Raw genomic sequence first — 14,747 nt, 5'->3', positions numbered from 1 at the left:
GGTGGATTGTTTCAGGAAGGGTGGTCAATTACTGCTCAGACAGACTGGGTCACAGATCCAATCTGATTTGAGTGGCCAAGCGGCAATTGCGATAGCCTATGTGGTTCAGGGCGAGCCACCGAGATCGTAACTGAAAATCACTTTCAAGTTTCAACGCAGTTCAAAACCCTGAAAACACCGTATGATTTTGATACCTAACGACTGTTTTGTTTCTCTAAAGCGCTTAAGTAACTTGAACCGGTATTTTCAGGTTCGCCGCACTGAACATTGGGGTTTCTTTGTCTGAGGTTACAATCAAAACTGTCTCAGCCCCCTAATTCTGTCTGCCGCGGCGCTACGTCTCGTGTTTGGGGTGTTGCGCATTTTGGCGGGGCGTGGCCTTTTGCGGATATGAGAATAGTTGACCGAATAACCCGCCTTCCACGCGCTTTTGATACCGATCATGGATTGGAGGCACAGCGTTTTGCGCCCTGGGCCAGTGGCGATATTGCCAGACTTTTGGACGGGACCTGTGGATCGAGCCCGTATCTAAAGGGGCTTATTTCCAAGGAAAGCGGGTGGCTAGAAGGCGCGGTTGACGACCCAGAAGCGGCGATTGCGCAGATATTCGCGAATTTGCGGTCTGGGTCCTATGATAAGGTTGACCATGACTTGCGTCAGGCCAAACGCCGGGTCGCGTTGTTGATTGCTCTGTGTGATTTGTCTGGGGTCTGGGCCTTGGAAGAGGTCACGGGCACCTTAACCGATTTCTCGGATATTGCGGTGCAGGTCGCGCTAGAAGCGGCCGTGGCGCGTGAGATCAAGCGCAAAAAGCTTCCGGGTCAGAGCGAAGATGACATTGCCACGGCGGGCGGGATGGTCACATTGGCGATGGGCAAAGGCGGCGCGCATGAGCTGAATTACAGCTCGGACATTGATCTGATCTGTTTGTTTGATGAAACCCGCTACGACCCGGATGACTTCCACGAGGCGCGCACGTCTTTGGTCCGGGCAACCCGCAAAATGGCGGCGAGCCTGTCTGATTTGACCGGCGACGGTTATGTGTTCCGCACCGATCTGCGTCTAAGGCCCGATCCGGCGGTTACTCCGGTCTGTATGGCGATGGAGGCGGCGGAACGATATTATGAAAGCGTTGGCCGCACTTGGGAGCGCGCCGCCTATATTAAGGCACGTCCCTGCGCCGGGGATATCGAGGCCGGGCAGCGGTTCTTGACCACTTTGAAACCTTTTGTATGGCGCAAGCATCTGGATTTTGCCGCCATTCAGGATGCCCATGACATGCGGTTGCGCATTCGCGAACACAAGGGGCTTGGCGGGCCGATTACCTTGCCTGGCCACAACATGAAACTGGGGCGTGGCGGCATTCGGGAGATCGAGTTTTTCACCCAAACCCGGCAGTTGATCGCCGGTGGCCGTGACCCCGATCTGCGCACCAACAAAACCGTGCCGGGGCTACAGGTGTTGGCGCAAAAGGGCTGGATTCCACAAGAGGCTGCCGATGTTTTGGCCGATCACTATCGGGCGCACCGTGAGGTCGAGCACCGCATTCAAATGGTCAACGATGCCCAAACCCATGATCTTCCTAAAAATCCCGACGGATTTGAGCGGTTGGCGTGTTTGATGGGCGTTTCGGTAGAAGAGTTTGAGGGAGATCTCTATCGACGGTTGACCGAAGTGCATGAGGTCACAGAAGGGTTTTTTGCCCCGGACGCGGGCAGTGACGAAGACATGCCGGACACTTTGGGCGATAGCGAGATTGTCGCGCGCTGGCCGACCTATCCGTCGTTGCGATCTGAGCGCGCGCTTGAGATTTTCCGACGGCTGCGTCCTGAAATCTTGCGCCGATTGGGGCAGGCGGCAAAGCCGGAAGAGGCCCTGTTGGCTTTTGATGGCTTCCTCAAAGGGTTGCCCGCCGGGGTTCAACTGTTTTCGTTGTTTGAGGCCAACCATCAGCTGATTGACCTCTTGATTGATGTGGTCAGCACCTCGCCGGAATTGGCGACGCACCTGTCACGTAATGCCAAGGTGTTTGACGCGGTCATTGGCGGCGATTTCTTTAGCCCTTGGCCTGGGCGTGCGGCGTTGACCGGCGAGTTGGTGGGGCTTTTGGCGGACGAACCCGATTACGAACGCCGGCTCGATCTGGCGCGGCGTTGGGGCAAAGAATGGCATTTCCGGGTTGGGGTGCATCTGTTGCGTGGTTTGATGGAGGCCGAGGAGGCCGGGCGCGCCTACGCGGATTTGGCTGAGGCGACTTTGGGCGCGACATGGCCAGTGGTTCAAGAGGAGTTCGCCAGAAAACACGGGCCTTGCCCTGGTCGCGGCGCGGTTGTGATCGGTATGGGCTCGCTTGGGGCCGGGCGTTTGCACGCGCGGTCGGATCTTGATGTGATTGTTATCTATGACCCGGATGGGGTTGAGGCGTCGGAGGGGCGCCGCCCTCTGCCGTCGCGAACCTATTATTCGCGCCTAACACAGGCCTTGATTACCGCGATGACCGCCCCGATGGCCGAAGGGCGATTGTATGAGGTCGACATGCGGTTGCGCCCCTCGGGCAATCAAGGGCCGGTGGCCACGTCTTGGGCCTCCTTTCAAGATTATCAGCGCAACGAGGCGTGGACATGGGAGCATTTGGCACTAACCCGTGCGCGGGTTGTCGCGGGCCCGGCGGCCTTGGCGGCGGATGTCGAAGGGTTCCGGCTCGAACTTTTGGCACAGCCGCGTAACCGTGACGATGTTCTTGCGGATGTTGGGGACATGCGCGCGCGAATTGCCGATGCCAAGGGGGATGGCGGCCCATGGAGCGCCAAAATCGGGGCCGGCCGGATGCAGGATATCGAGCTGTTTTCACAGGCGGCAACATTGGTGTCAGGACGGGGCATTCGCCATACGCCCCGCGCATTGCGCCAAACGGAATGGTTAGAGGTCAAGGACCATCAGAGTTTGATTGAGGCGTACAATTTGTTCTGGGCGTTGCAACTCGGCTCGCGGCTCATCAGCGAAGAGGCTTTGGACCCTCAGGCAGTTGGCTGCGGAGGCTGTGGGTTCTTGACACGGTTGACTGGTACGTCGGATATGGAAGCCCTGCGGTCGGAACTGGAGGCGCAGGCACAGCGTGCGGCCCGGATCATCACACGAGAACTGCCAGAGAAAAAGGAGTCTGATCAATGAAGGGCGATGCCGTTGATCCAAAGGGTTTGATTGCCGATGCCTATCGCATTGAGGGCATCAGGCTTGAAGAATGCCGCACGATCTTTTTGGATTGGGCGCTGTCGGTGCCGGTGGATGTTGATACGGGCGCTTTGATTGCCGCGCTTATACAGCGCCATGGCGATATGGGGGATCACCCGATGACGAACGTTTTGAACGAGGGCTTAACGAAACTCACCGCGCCAAAGCGGCGCGGTGGTGTGCGTCGTCGAAACGCTGCAACCTGATCCGCTGCGCGCACGTATCGGCGGCGCGTCCTAGGTAGATGCGTGCCCGTGCTAGCGACGTGGCAAGGCGGCGGCTTCGGCCGCCAGTTTTTCAATACCGTCCCAATCGCCTTTGATCATTAGATCTTTGGGGGCGACCCAAGACCCGCCACAACACAGGGTGTTGGAAAGGCTTAGGTACTCATTGGCGTTTTTCAGAGATACGCCGCCGGTGGGGCAAAACCGCACCTGTGGCAGAGGCGCGCCGATGGCCTTTAGGGCGGGGGCCCCTCCATTTGCTTCGGCGGGGAAGAATTTCTGGACGGTGTAGCCGCGCTCAAGAAGGCGCATGACCTCAGACGAGGTGGCGGCACCGGGCAGGGTGGGCAGATCGGCGTCTTCGACCGCATCTAGCAACGTATCGGTTGCTCCGGGAGAGACACCAAATTTCGCACCCGCGTTTTTTGCGGCGGCGACATCGGCTGGGGTGAGCAAAGTACCCGCGCCGACAACACCCCCTTCGACAGTGGCCATTTCTTGAATGACTTCTAGGGCGGCGGCGGTCCGAAGGGTGACTTCGAGTACAGGCAAGCCGCCTTTTACCAGCGCTTGCGCCAGTGGCTTGGCGTGCGCGGGGTCGTCGACCACAATCACGGGAATGATCGGGGCCATGCGGCAGAGTTTTTCAGAAGCGATGCTTGCGTCTTGCGGAGTCATATCGTTTTAAACCTTTGGTCGGGCCGCATTGGAGGGAGCCTCCGGCGGGCGTTTTTTGGGCGAGATGAAAAGCCGGATCAGACCACTACGGCCGCGCCGTCCGAGGCGAGTCCGACATTGGCCCGGAAGGCGGCAAAGAGTTCGCGCCCCACTCCGTGGCCGTTGCCAGAAAGGTCAGCGGTGGCGGGGCTGCGTTTGTCGAACCCTTCGGTGAGGCAGGTTAGGGTGCCATTGGCGGCGTCAAGGCGAACAATGTCGCCATCGCGCAGGTAAGCCAGCGGCCCACCGTTTGCGGCCTCGGGGCTTATGTGAATGGCGGCCGGCACCTTGCCGGATGCGCCGGACATACGCCCGTCGGTAACCAATGCCATTTTAAGACCGCGATCCTGAAGAACGGTCAGCGTCGGGGTAAGGCTATGTAGTTCGGGCATGCCGTTGGATTTGGGCCCTTGGAAGCGGACGACAACGATGGTGTCAGAGGTGAATTCGCCAGCCTGAAAGGCCTTTTTCACGTCGGTTTGTTCGTGGAAAATACGGACCGGGGCTTCGATTACATGGCGTTCGGGCGCAACGGCAGAAATTTTGATCACCCCTTGGCCAAGGTTGCCGTTCAGCTGTTTCAAACCGCCAGAGGTTTGGAACGCATCCTGCGCCGGGCGCAAAATCTTGGCGTTTTGGGTTTCCTTGGCCCCGTCGACAAAGCTAATTGCGCCGTCTGTCAGCCGCGGCTCCTGAGTATAATGGCTCATGCCGGTGCCAGCGACGGTTTGCACGTCTTCGTGCATCAACCCCGCGTCGAGCAATTCGCCAATCATGTATTGCAACCCACCGGCAGCATGGAAGTGGTTCACATCGGCAAGGCCGTTTGGATAGACCTTGGCCATCAGCGGCGTTACGGATGAGATTTCGTCAAAATCGGACAACTCAAGCGCGATACCGGCAGCACGGGCCATGGCGGGCAGATGCAGGACAAGATTGGTGGACCCACCCGTCGCCATAAGACCAACGAGACCGTTCACAAAGGCCTTGGCATCGAGAACGTCACACACCGGGCGGTAATCATTTCCAAGCGCGGTGATTTCCAGTGCCCGTTTGGCGCCGGCGACGGTAAGGGCATCGCGCAGCGGCGTGTTGGGATTGACAAACGAGCTCCCCGGTAGGTGCAGGCCCATGAATTCCATCAACATTTGATTGGTGTTGGCCGTGCCATAAAAGGTGCAGGTGCCGGGCGAATGATATGAGGCCATTTCCGCCTTCATCAATTCTTCGCGTCCGACCTCGCCGGTGGCGAACTGATTACGGACGCGGGCCTTTTCGTCATTGGGCAAGCCAGAAGGCATAGGGCCAGCCGGCAAGAATAGTGCCGGAATATAGCCAAAGGTTGCCGCCGCGATCACCAATCCGGGAACGATTTTATCGCAAACGCCAAGGTACAGAGCCGCGTCAAACGTATTGTGCGACAGCGCCACACCCGCCGACAGAGCAATCACGTCACGCGAAAACAGCGACAGTTCCATGCCGACCTGTCCCTGGGTGACCCCGTCACACATGGCTGGAACGCCACCCGCGACCTGCGCCGTGGCACCGACACTGCGCGCAGCGTCGCGGATCATGTCAGGGTAGCGCTCATAGGGTTGGTGGGCCGAAAGCATATCATTATAGGCCGAAACGATCCCAAGGTTTGGCGCGCGCCCAGAAGCCAAAGTGTCTTGATCGCCGCCCATTGCGGCATAGGCATGTGCTTGGTTACCGCATGTAAGATGGGCGCGACGTGGTCCATCTTCGGCGGCTTGGCGCATACGATCCAGATAGGTTTTCCGCATATCGCGCGACCGCTCTTCGATTTTTGCGGTGACTCGGGCGATTGTATCGTTCAGGGGGGTATTGCCTGGCATGTCTGGGATCCATCCTGCTGTGCTTGGCTGTTGTCTATGTGGGTTAGCGCTAACAGTAAAGGTGTATTCAACATAAACCACAGTCAAAATACCTACGTTTTGATGGCTGAGTGGGCGTTCTTTCGGTTTTTCTTTCGATTTTGTTCGAATGATTTCGAAGTTTCGCGCTCCACGATAAAACCGCTGTTTTGTCTCAAACCCGCCCCAGTTCGGGCCGATTCGCCTGTCAGGTTAACAAACAATGAAAACCGCCAAAGAGCGGACTGCCGGTGAGGCCGGCACGTTGTAGGGCAAGAGGGCAAAACCATGACACCTTTTCGAATTGTAGCCGCCGTAGCACTGATGAGCGCGCTTTCGGCTTGTGGCGGAATGCCAGATGTGGCGACGCGAAACGCCCCGTTTGAGGCGGTGCCGCTAGCGCAATCTGGTGTCGTCGTGGTTCCGGTGGTCGCGGCGCAACCCGATATACCTGAGCGTCCGTCACAAAGCCGGGCGACCTATAAAATCGTCAACTATTCGATTACGGTCCCCGAGGAACTTTCTGTGTCGGAGGCAAATCTTTATTATCCGGTCGCTGACATCGTGTGGCGCGGTGATGCCATTGGAGATCGCAAGGATCAAATCGGCTATATCTTTCAGGAAAGCCTAAACCGAGCCCGCCAAAACCTAACCGATGGTCAGGCGGTCAAAGCCGAGATCGTTGTTCAACGCTTTCATTCCATTACTGAAAAGACCCGCTTTAGCGTTGGTGGGGTGCATTCGATCAACTTTGACCTTCTCTTGCGCGATGCCCAGAGCGGTCAGGTTTTGGTCTCCCGGACCATCAAGGCGGATCTCAAGGCCTTTGGCGGACGCCGGGCGATCAACGCGGATCGTCAGGGTCTAACGATGAAAGAACGTATCCACCGTCATTTGGAACGGGTGATCAAGGCCGAGTTGACGGTTCCAGGTGGTTGGTCCGACCAAGGGGAACGTTTGCTCAAAGGTGTCGATCAAATCTAATCGCGCTTTCCTAACGGGGCAAAGCAAGTTAAAGGCGGGGGCATGACAGCCCCCGTTTCCGCATCTGATCGCCCCGATTCCATCCCTGTTTTGCGCCTTTTGCCCAAAGCGAACGCCCGTGCCATCCGTCGCGGAGCGCCTTGGGTTTTTGACAATGAGTTGGTCATGGACCGACGTACGCGTAAAATCGCCCCCGGCACCATTGCCGTTCTCGAAGACAATGAGCGCCAAGCTCTTGGTGTTGTTGCGGTTAATCCGACGTCCAAGATCGTGGCGCGGATGTTGGACCGCAATGTTCTGGCAAATATTGATCGCGATTGGCTTTTTGAAAAGCTGACCAAAGCCGTTGCGATGCGTGACCGGCTTTATGACAAACCTTTTTATCGGCTGATCCATGCCGAAGGTGACGGTATGCCCGGCGTGGTGATTGACCGGTTCGGTGATACGGCTGTAATCCAACCCAACGCGGCTTGGGCCGAAATGTTGATCGAAGACATGGCCGATGCGCTTATGGCGGCGACGGGCGTGGCCAATGTGCTCAAAAATGCCTCTGGTCGTGGTCGTGCGCTAGAAGGTCTTGATGACGTCAGCACCGTCTTGCGTGGATCAGCGCCGGATGCGCCGGTTGCAGTCGACATGAATGGGGCCACCTATATGGCCGATCTGACCGGCGGTCAGAAAACTGGATTGTTCTTTGATCAGCGTGATAACCACGGGTTCGCCGCACGTTTGTCAGGCGATTCCAGTGTGTTGGACGTGTTTTCTCATGTTGGTGGTTTTGCTTTGGCCGCGCTTGCCAATGGGGCGAAAACGGCGGTGGCCGTTGACGGATCAGCCGCGGCGCTTGAGCTTGCCGAAGCTGGTGCCAAAAAGATGGGCAAGGTGCTCGACACGCGCCAAGGGGATGCGTTTGACGTCATGTCCGAGATGGCCAAAGAGGGCCGCAAATTTGACGTTGTTATCTGTGACCCACCGGCCTTTGCACCGTCCAAGCCAACATTGGACAAAGGCCTGCGCGCCTATGAACGCGTGGCACGTTTGGCGGCGGGCTTGGTCAAGGATGACGGCTATTTGGTGCTATGTTCCTGTTCGCACGCGGCCGATACCAATAGCTTTACCGGCGCGTGTTTGCGGGGCATTGGCCGGGCCGGGCGTCGGGCGCAATTGTTGCATACGGGTACGGCAGGGCCGGATCACCCGCTTTTGCCGCAGCTGGCCGAAAGCGGGTACCTTAAGGCGCTGTTCTTCCGTCTGTGAAGGTCCTGCTTGATACCTGCGTTCTGTTTCCAACAGTGATGCGCGAGATGCTTTTGGGCGCGGCCGGGCAGGGGCTTTTCACTCCGAAATGGTCCGCCCGAATTCTCGAAGAATGGGCGCGCGCCGCCAACAAGCTTGGCCCGAACGGCGAGGCGCAGGCGCGGGGCGAAATTGCGCTTTTGCGAGCCAAATGGCCCAAGGCCGAGGTGACGTGGAAACCCTCACTTCAGGATCGACTTTACCTTCCTGACCCAAACGACACCCATGTCTTGGCGGCGGCGATTTCAGGGTCGGCGGATATGATCATCACGCTGAACGCCAAGGATTTTCCGCGTAATATCTTGGCCGAAGAGGGGCTTGCCCGCTCTGATCCCGATGCGTTTTTGCAAGGGTTGTGGCAAGCAAATCCAGAGGCACTTCAGCATGTAGGCGACGCTGTCCTTGCCGAAGCCCGCCGTCTTTCTGGCGAAGAGTGGCAAATGCGGGCTTTGCTCAAAAAGGCGCGCCTGCCACGTTTGGCCAAGGCGCTGTCCTGACATCTCCTCACATTTGCGCAAGGCAGGTGTAACGCCTCTGGTCGATGGGTGTCTCTCCTGTTAGCGCAAGGAAAGCGACAGGAGACCTATCATGCAAACCCTTACCTTGGTTATCGTTTTCGGTGCCATTCTCGTTTTAAGCCTCTTAGTGGCCCCGCGCCGCGCCACGGTTGATGGCTTTTTCGGCGGCACTGGTGACAGTGGTCAGGCACCGGGCCTTTGGACACTGGTGTTAAGCCAAGTCACCACATGGATTTTCGCCCGTTCGCTGATGAATTCCGCGATCTTGGGGTATTTCTATGGCATCGCAGGCACCTTGGCCTATGCGGCCTACTACGGCTCCTTTCTAACCGGGGCTTATGTCGTCGGCCATCTGCGCGCCAACGGGGCCACAAGCGTACAAGATTGGTTGGGCGCACGTTTTGGAACCACCGGCACACTGGCCTACAACCTTGTGATCGCGTTGCGCTTGTTGTCCGAAGTCTTTGCCAACCTGATAGTCGTCAGCCTAATCTTCAACGCGGTGTCCGATGGGTCCGGCACCACGGCGGTGTTGGTCGTGGCGGCCTTGGCCTTGGGGTATTCGGCGTGGGGTGGTTTGTCGGCGGCGTTGCGGACCGATGTTTTGCAAATGTCGTTGTTTCTCGTCATCTTTGCCGTCGCCTTTGGCTTTCTCCTCACCAGCCCGGACTTCTCGCTCTCGGCGGTTCTAACGGCTCCGGGCCAATCGGGCGGCTATTTGGGCTGGGTTCTTATGGCTGTCGCCGCGCTTCAGGTGTTTTCTTATCCGGTGCATGATCCGGTGATGATGGATCGTGGCTTTTTGGCTGATCCGAAAACAACCCGCGCATCCTTTCTCCATGCCTTTTGGATTTCGGCGCTTTGCATCATTGGGTTTGGCTTCTTTGGCATTCAAGCCAGTCTGCAAGGTGCTGACTACGAAGGGCAATTGCTTGGCACTTGGGCGGGGATGTTCCCCCCATGGGTTTTTGCCGCGCTGATGGTGTCCCTGTTGGTCTCGGCTCTTTCGACTTTGGACTCCGCACTAAGTTCCGCTGCGCGCTTGGTGGTTGAAGAGTTGCGCCTTGCCCCGCGGAGCTTAAACGGTGGCCGTGCCGCGATGATCGTATTCACTCTTGCTGGTACGGCTCTAACCCTGTGGGGGAGCCAGACCTTGTTCGACGCCGTTGCCGTTTCCGGGACCGCCAGCATGTTCCTGACGCCGGTTTTGGTGGTCGGTCTGGTCCTCAACCGTCAGATCGACCTCTGGGCCTATATGGTGGCTTGGGGGGGGGCAATGATTGGGGCCTATGCCTATTTCGCGCGCGGTGGCGAAACCATGATGATGATCCTGCCCGAAGGTCACAAATACGAACAGCTGTTTGCCATCTGTATTGTTGTGCTTGTGCTGGGCTTTGTCGCAGTCTTTGCAGGCAGCCGCAGGGTTGCGACCGACGATTAAGGCTGTTACCTCTCGCGTTAATCCCGAGAACTTACATCGGAATTAACGCGAGGCCGGCTTGACCAAATCTACCCATCCCCGATTGGAAATCCGCGACCTGGTGCGCATCTACGAAGGCAAACCGGTTGTTGATCATGTGTCCTTGTCGATCGAACCCGGCAAAGTCATGTGTCTCTTGGGCCCATCGGGCTGTGGCAAGTCGACAACCCTGCGCATGATTGCCGGTGTCGATATGCAAGACAGTGGGGAAATCCATGTTGATGGGCAATTGGTCTGTGACACGGTGTTCCGCGTACCGCCCGAGCGTCGCTCGATTGGTCTGATGTTTCAGGATTTCGCGCTTTTCCCGCATTTGACGGTGGGTGAAAACGTTGCCTTTGGCCTGACCACCGCCGCAGCCGAGAAAAAGGCGCGCGCCTTGTCCTTGTTGGATCGTGTCGGGTTGGCACATTTCATCGACGCCTATCCCCACCACCTCTCAGGAGGCGAGCAACAACGCGTTGCATTGGCCCGCGCCTTGGCCCCACGTCCGAGTATCATGCTCATGGATGAGCCGTTTTCGGGGCTCGATAACCGTCTGCGTGATGGCATTCGAGACGAAACGCTGGACCTTCTCAAGGAAGAAGGGACGTCGGTTTTATTGGTGACACATGAGCCAGAAGAGGCGATGCGCATGGCCGATGAAATCGCCTTGATGCGCGGTGGCAAGATTGTGCAACGCGGTGCCCCCTATAACATTTACAACGCTCCCGTTGATCGAGAGGCGGTTGCGTTCTTTAGTGATGTCAACGTGTTACATGGGAAAGTTCAAGGGTCGCTGACCGATACGCCCTTTGGGCAATTCCTAGCGCCGGGGCAGCCAGACGGCTCTGAGGTCGAGATTGTTTTTCGTCCCCAGCACGTCAGCATCGACTTTGATCGCGATGGCAAAGGACCAAACCCAACCGCAATGGCCGGCACCCCGGCGCGCGGCATAGTCGAACGTGCCCGGTTTATGGGGTCCGAAAGCCTTGTTGAATTCCGCATGGACCATGATGGGCAAATGCTCAAGGCGACGGTGCCCAATGTGTTCATGCCCAAGCCGGGCACACCACTATGGTTGACGGTGCGTCGCGACCGCTGCTTTGTGTTCCCGGCAAAGTGACGTGTCGCAGCCCTAACTAACTGGCGGCTGGGTTTAACAGTTCGTTCAAGATAAAAACCCGGATGGATGAGGCAAGACCCACGTTGGGGTCACGCGCGGCATCAATTTCGGCAGCAAGCGCATTGATCGGTAGGTTTCGACGCGCGGCTATATTGCGGAACTCACGCCAAAATTCGGGCTCCAAAGACACTGATGTCCGGTGTCCTGCAAGCGTCAAAGAGTGTTTTTCGGGGCGCCCGCTCATTCGCGTTCGTGCCCATCCAAATCACGCGTGGCCTTATCCTGTTTGGATTTTTCCAGCTTTCTTTGGGCTTTGGTCCGGCCAAACTTTGTTGCGTTTTCATCCGCCTCTTGGCGTTTTGCGTCACGCGATTTTTGTTTGCGGAATTGATTTAGGTTTACGATCTCAGCCATGATCAAACCATAGCCAAGACCGTAAACCTTGCCAAGCTTAAGCGGTACGTGCGGGGCGAGGGCGCAGATACCAGTACCAAATGCGGTAGATATCAAGCACGATCAGCGGGCCAAAATGGACCAAAGCCGGTGTAAGCCCTCGCCAATTGTGGAGCGAAGCCCAATGCAACAGGGTTAATGCGGCGGCGGCATATGTCCAGCGTTGCAAGGTTTTCCAACGTGGTCCCATCACACGGACAAAGTAATCCATCGAGGTGACGCCAAGCGGTATGAAAATCGCAAAGGCCACCCAACCGCTCCAGATATAGAGCCGTGGCAATTCAGCAATCACCTTGGTCATTGTCGCCGTGTCGATCAGATAAAAAACCGTATGTGCAATCGCATAGAAAAATGCAGCAACCCCAAAGTAGCGTCGGTTTTTCTTGAGCCAAATCGGCCCGCGCCACCCTTTGAAGATCAAAGCCAAGGGGCTAGCCAGCATGGCGATAATGGTGAATCTCGCGGCAAATTCGCCGCTCGGATGCACCAGGATATGATAGATTCTTGGGTTGGTGCTTTCGGCCAATCCGGCCACCATACCAAACGCAGGCAAGGCCAAAACCAACCACATCCAATAGGGGGAAAAACGTGCCATCGCCCAATCCTTTTTGTGTGTCAGATCCATAATACGCAGCAGCCGGGCATTCCCGTCGCACAAAAAAGAAAAACGCCCAAGAAAATCTCGGGCGTCTTTTTTGTCTTGCCAGATAAACTCCGGGGGTGTGGGGGCTGGCCCCCAATTCCACTAGGCCTTGGGGCCGATCATCTGCTCGGGGCGCACAACCGCATCAAAGGTTTCTTCGTCCACAAAACCAAGTGCAATGGCCTCTTCCTTGAGGGTCGTGCCGTTCTTATGCGCGGTTTTGGCAACTTTAGTGGCGTTGTCGTAACCGATGGTCGGCGCCAGAGCTGTGACCAGCATCAGGCTCTCTTTCATCAGCTTGTCGATGCGGGGCTCATTGGCCTTGATGCCGTTCAACATCCGTTCGGTAAAGCTATCGGCGACGTCACCCAGCAACTGGATCGACTGAAGCAGGTTATAGCTCATCATCGGGTTGTAAACGTTAAGCTCAAAATGGCCCTGCGACCCGGCAAAAGTCATGGCGGCATTGTTGCCCATGACATGCGCGGCGACTTGGGTCATGGCTTCGGCTTGGGTCGGGTTGACCTTTCCCGGCATGATCGAGCTGCCAGGCTCGTTCTCAGGAAGGATCAGTTCACCCAGACCGGAACGTGGACCAGAGCCCAAGAAACGGATGTCATTGGCGATTTTGTACATCGATCCCGCAACCGTTGCCAAAGCACCCGACATAAACACCATGGCGTCATGGGCGCTTAGGGCTTCGAATTTGTTTGGGGCGGTGACAAAGGGCAGGCCGGTGATCTCGGCCATATTGGCGGCAACCGCTTCGGACCAACCGGGTGCGGTGTTGAGGCCGGTACCAACGGCGGTGCCCCCTTGAGCCAGCTCATAGATGCCGGGAAGGGCGGCATCGACGCGGGCCAGACCCTGACGGATCATATGCGCATAGCCGGAAAATTCCTGACCCAATGTCAGCGGCGTCGCGTCTTGTGTGTGGGTCCGGCCAATTTTGATGATGTCCTTGAACTCTTCGGCCTTGGCCTCAAGCCCCTCGGCCAATTTGGTCAGGCCGGGCACCAAGACGTCACGCACCGACATGGCGGTGGCGATGTGCATTGCGGTTGGGAAGGTGTCGTTGGACGACTGACCCATGTTGCAGTGATCGTTAGGGTGAACCGGATCTTTGGAGCCGATCACACCGCCAAGCATTTCGATGGCTCGATTGGCGATCACTTCGTTGGAGTTCATGTTCGACTGGGTGCCGGAGCCGGTTTGCCAGACGACCAATGGGAAGTTGTCGTCGAACTTGCCCTCAAATACTTCGCCAGCGGCGGCAATCACCGCATCGGCGATTTTTGCGTCCATCGCGCCGGTGGCTTTGTTTTGCATGGCACAGGCTTGTTTGATCACACCCAAGGCGCGCACGATAGCGACGGGCTGCTTTTCCCAACCAATGGGAAAGTTCATGATCGAGCGCTGTGTCTGTGCGCCCCAATACTTGTCGGAGGGAACCTCCAATGGGCCAAAGCTGTCGGTTTCAGTACGGGTGTCAGCCATCGGAGTCTCCTCGCGTTGTATACTATTGCATGCCGCATAGCGATCTCAGCCGGTTAGAGCAACTGGCAAGATGCGCGCAGGGGCGGATTTGGGGGGCTTATACCATGCTACGGCGGAAGGAATAGACACGAGCGGGCGGTAGATTGGCCCAAATTGTCTCAGACTTGGTATAGGTTAGCGCTAGCGCCTTGGCGACGCGGTCTTGCACCGGCGATTTTGGCCCATAGGTGAACTGAATATATACGCCATCGGGGCCCATTGCCCGAAAAGATGCACGCAGAATCGCGATCTGAACGCTTCCCGGCATCGACAAAAACGGCAGGCCAGAAACCACAGCACGCACATTGTTCAGCCCCAATTGGCCCATGTCCTGAGCTTTGTTGTGGTGCACATGGATATCTGGAAACGAGGTGTGCAAATTGTCGACAAATTCGCGGTTCAGCTCGAAGGCATGCAGGTCACTTGGCGCGACACCGCCCTCCAAAAGCGCTTGGGTGATTTTTCCGGTTCCAGCGCCCAGTTCTACAACGGGCCCGCTGCGGTCTTGAGGCAATTCCATCGCCATCCGCCGAGCCAAAGCCACAGAAGACGGCGCAATGGCCGAAATCTTTTGCGGTGAGCGGATCAATTGACCCAGAAAGAGCGGCAGCCCGGATTGTAGCGACATAAAACACCCTGTCTTTGGTTACGCTTGTCTAAACATGAGCGGCCAAGTGGGATTGGGC

General features: G+C 57.1%; 14 protein-coding genes. 7 read left to right on the top strand and 7 right to left on the bottom strand.

The features are described from left to right. The first annotated feature begins 390 nt into the window (after positions 1 to 390). Entirely contained in the window at positions 391 to 3,171 is a 2,781-nt protein-coding gene (glnE, locus tag AC5EFR_RS14975) for a bifunctional [glutamate--ammonia ligase]-adenylyl-L-tyrosine phosphorylase/[glutamate--ammonia-ligase] adenylyltransferase (protein ID WP_493576595.1), read from the top strand. Beyond that, positions 3,168 to 3,437 (top strand): hypothetical protein, encoded by a 270-nt coding sequence (locus tag AC5EFR_RS14970; RefSeq protein WP_493576594.1) that lies wholly within the window; start codon positions 3,168 to 3,170, stop codon positions 3,435 to 3,437. Before glnE ends, AC5EFR_RS14970 begins: the two co-directional genes overlap by 4 nt. A gap of 51 nt (positions 3,438 to 3,488) precedes the next feature. Here AC5EFR_RS14970 and eda read toward each other — a convergent pair whose 3' ends face one another. Together eda and edd are read right to left on the bottom strand one after the other, a co-directional pair. Next, positions 3,489 to 4,133: a bifunctional 4-hydroxy-2-oxoglutarate aldolase/2-dehydro-3-deoxy-phosphogluconate aldolase gene (eda, locus tag AC5EFR_RS14965; protein WP_493576593.1), complete on the bottom strand. Its 645-nt coding sequence runs from the start codon at positions 4,131 to 4,133 to the stop codon at positions 3,489 to 3,491. A gap of 77 nt (positions 4,134 to 4,210) precedes the next feature. Next, entirely contained in the window at positions 4,211 to 6,028 is a 1,818-nt protein-coding gene (edd, locus tag AC5EFR_RS14960; protein WP_493576592.1) for a phosphogluconate dehydratase, read from the bottom strand. A 306-nt stretch (positions 6,029 to 6,334) separates the two neighbouring features. On the opposite strand from edd, the gene AC5EFR_RS14955 reads away from it, so the two are divergent. The 5 genes from AC5EFR_RS14955 to AC5EFR_RS14935 all read left to right on the top strand — a co-directional run bounded on the left by AC5EFR_RS14955 (position 6,335) and on the right by AC5EFR_RS14935 (position 11,429). Continuing rightward, positions 6,335 to 7,030, top strand: a complete 696-nt coding sequence (locus AC5EFR_RS14955) for a DUF6778 family protein (RefSeq protein ID WP_493576591.1) — start codon at positions 6,335 to 6,337, stop codon at positions 7,028 to 7,030. Positions 7,031 to 7,072: 42 nt separating this feature from the next. After that, a complete protein-coding gene (locus tag AC5EFR_RS14950) occupies positions 7,073 to 8,287 on the top strand; it encodes an RSP_2647 family RNA methyltransferase (protein ID WP_493576590.1) in 1,215 nt (404 codons plus the stop codon). Continuing rightward, positions 8,284 to 8,823, top strand: a complete 540-nt coding sequence (locus tag AC5EFR_RS14945; RefSeq protein WP_493576589.1) for an RSP_2648 family PIN domain-containing protein — start codon at positions 8,284 to 8,286, stop codon at positions 8,821 to 8,823. Before AC5EFR_RS14950 ends, AC5EFR_RS14945 begins: the two co-directional genes overlap by 4 nt. Before the next feature lie 91 nt (positions 8,824 to 8,914). Then, complete coding sequence (locus AC5EFR_RS14940; RefSeq protein WP_493576588.1) at positions 8,915 to 10,285, top strand: SLC5/6 family protein; 1,371 nt, start codon at positions 8,915 to 8,917, stop codon at positions 10,283 to 10,285. Positions 10,286 to 10,367: 82 nt separating this feature from the next. Next, entirely contained in the window at positions 10,368 to 11,429 is a 1,062-nt protein-coding gene (locus AC5EFR_RS14935; RefSeq protein ID WP_493576587.1) for an ABC transporter ATP-binding protein, read from the top strand. 16 nt (positions 11,430 to 11,445) lie between these two features. On the opposite strand, the gene AC5EFR_RS14930 is transcribed toward AC5EFR_RS14935, so the two are convergent. The 5 genes from AC5EFR_RS14930 to AC5EFR_RS14910 form a co-directional block, all read right to left on the bottom strand. Next, positions 11,446 to 11,673: a ribbon-helix-helix domain-containing protein gene (locus tag AC5EFR_RS14930; protein WP_493576586.1), complete on the bottom strand. Its 228-nt coding sequence runs from the start codon at positions 11,671 to 11,673 to the stop codon at positions 11,446 to 11,448. Continuing rightward, positions 11,670 to 11,843 (bottom strand): DUF4169 family protein, encoded by a 174-nt coding sequence (locus AC5EFR_RS14925; RefSeq protein WP_493576585.1) that lies wholly within the window; start codon positions 11,841 to 11,843, stop codon positions 11,670 to 11,672. Before AC5EFR_RS14925 ends, AC5EFR_RS14930 begins: the two co-directional genes overlap by 4 nt. A 37-nt stretch (positions 11,844 to 11,880) precedes the next feature. Continuing rightward, positions 11,881 to 12,477, bottom strand: coding sequence for a protein-methionine-sulfoxide reductase heme-binding subunit MsrQ (locus AC5EFR_RS14920; protein ID WP_493576584.1), 597 nt, complete (start codon positions 12,475 to 12,477; stop codon positions 11,881 to 11,883). Between the two features lie 150 nt (positions 12,478 to 12,627). Further along, entirely contained in the window at positions 12,628 to 14,022 is a 1,395-nt protein-coding gene (gene fumC / locus AC5EFR_RS14915; RefSeq protein WP_493576583.1) for a class II fumarate hydratase, read from the bottom strand. A gap of 97 nt (positions 14,023 to 14,119) precedes the next feature. Then, the gene (locus AC5EFR_RS14910; protein WP_493576582.1) at positions 14,120 to 14,689 is read right to left on the bottom strand and encodes a class I SAM-dependent methyltransferase; all 570 of its coding nucleotides are present in this window, start codon (positions 14,687 to 14,689) and stop codon (positions 14,120 to 14,122) included. Positions 14,690 to 14,747: the final 58 nt, after the last annotated feature.

The sequence above is a fragment of the Pelagimonas sp. genome, from assembly GCF_058892305.1.
The sequence above is the reverse complement of the archived record's forward strand: the minus strand, read 5'-3'. Positions and strand labels throughout refer to the sequence as shown.

Coding starts and splice junctions, on each gene's coding strand:
- AC5EFR_RS14940 (WP_493576588.1), top strand. CDS start 8,915: ATGCAAACCCTTACCTTGGTTATCGTTTTCGGTGCCATTCTCGTTTTA.
- AC5EFR_RS14920 (WP_493576584.1), bottom strand. CDS start 12,477: ATGGCACGTTTTTCCCCCTATTGGATGTGGTTGGTTTTGGCCTTGCCT.
- AC5EFR_RS14970 (WP_493576594.1), top strand. CDS start 3,168: ATGAAGGGCGATGCCGTTGATCCAAAGGGTTTGATTGCCGATGCCTAT.
- edd (WP_493576592.1), bottom strand. CDS start 6,028: ATGCCAGGCAATACCCCCCTGAACGATACAATCGCCCGAGTCACCGCA.
- glnE (WP_493576595.1), top strand. CDS start 391: ATGAGAATAGTTGACCGAATAACCCGCCTTCCACGCGCTTTTGATACC.
- AC5EFR_RS14925 (WP_493576585.1), bottom strand. CDS start 11,843: ATGGCTGAGATCGTAAACCTAAATCAATTCCGCAAACAAAAATCGCGT.
- AC5EFR_RS14910 (WP_493576582.1), bottom strand. CDS start 14,689: ATGTCGCTACAATCCGGGCTGCCGCTCTTTCTGGGTCAATTGATCCGC.
- AC5EFR_RS14955 (WP_493576591.1), top strand. CDS start 6,335: ATGACACCTTTTCGAATTGTAGCCGCCGTAGCACTGATGAGCGCGCTT.
- eda (WP_493576593.1), bottom strand. CDS start 4,133: ATGACTCCGCAAGACGCAAGCATCGCTTCTGAAAAACTCTGCCGCATG.
- AC5EFR_RS14950 (WP_493576590.1), top strand. CDS start 7,073: ATGACAGCCCCCGTTTCCGCATCTGATCGCCCCGATTCCATCCCTGTT.
- AC5EFR_RS14930 (WP_493576586.1), bottom strand. CDS start 11,673: ATGAGCGGGCGCCCCGAAAAACACTCTTTGACGCTTGCAGGACACCGG.
- fumC (WP_493576583.1), bottom strand. CDS start 14,022: ATGGCTGACACCCGTACTGAAACCGACAGCTTTGGCCCATTGGAGGTT.